General features: G+C 60.6%; 1 protein-coding gene and 1 pseudogene. Both read right to left on the reverse strand.

Annotated features, from left to right (window positions below; translation table 11 throughout):
- On the reverse strand, positions 1 to 380 hold a 380-nt coding region (locus tag A9762_RS27805), incomplete at its 3' end, for an ATP-binding cassette domain-containing protein (RefSeq protein WP_139133441.1).
- Positions 377 to 564, reverse strand: a pseudogene (locus A9762_RS27810) (ABC transporter ATP-binding protein); the annotation flags it as partial. The gene A9762_RS27805 and the pseudogene A9762_RS27810, both read right to left, overlap by 4 nt.

The following is a 564-nucleotide window of genomic DNA, read 5'->3' on the forward strand; positions in this document are numbered from 1 at the left end:
CGCGGGAAGATGCCGAACATCTTGTCGACGTCCTGCTTGATCCCCGCGTTGTCGTTGCGCAGATACGCCCCCATCTGCATGTTCTCGAGGATGGTCATGCGCGTGAAGATGCCGCGACCTTCCGGCACCATCGCCAGCCCCTGCTTGAGCAGATCGAACGCTTTCACGCCGCGAATCGACTTGCCCAGATACTCGATGTCGCCATCGGCCCACGGCAGCAAGCCCGTGATCGCCTTCATGGTCGTCGTCTTGCCCGCACCGTTCGCGCCGATGAGCGTGACCAGCTCGCCCGGCTGGATGCTCAGGTCGATCCCCTTGACCGCCTTGATCCCGCCGTACGCGACTTTCAGGCCCTTGATCGTCAACATTGCGCTCATCAATGGCCTCCCGAACCCAGATACGCTTCAATCACCGCCGGATTCTTTTGCACATCCTGCGGCAAACCTTCGGCAATCACCTTGCCGTAATCGAGCACCGTCATGCGGTTGCACAAGCCCATCACCAGCTTCACGTCGTGCTCGATGAGCAGGATCGTGCGGCCGTCGCTACGGATCTTGTCGAGCA

It is taken from the genome of Pandoraea sp. ISTKB, from assembly GCF_001721285.1.
GTDB classification, from domain to species: domain Bacteria; phylum Pseudomonadota; class Gammaproteobacteria; order Burkholderiales; family Burkholderiaceae; genus Pandoraea; species Pandoraea capi.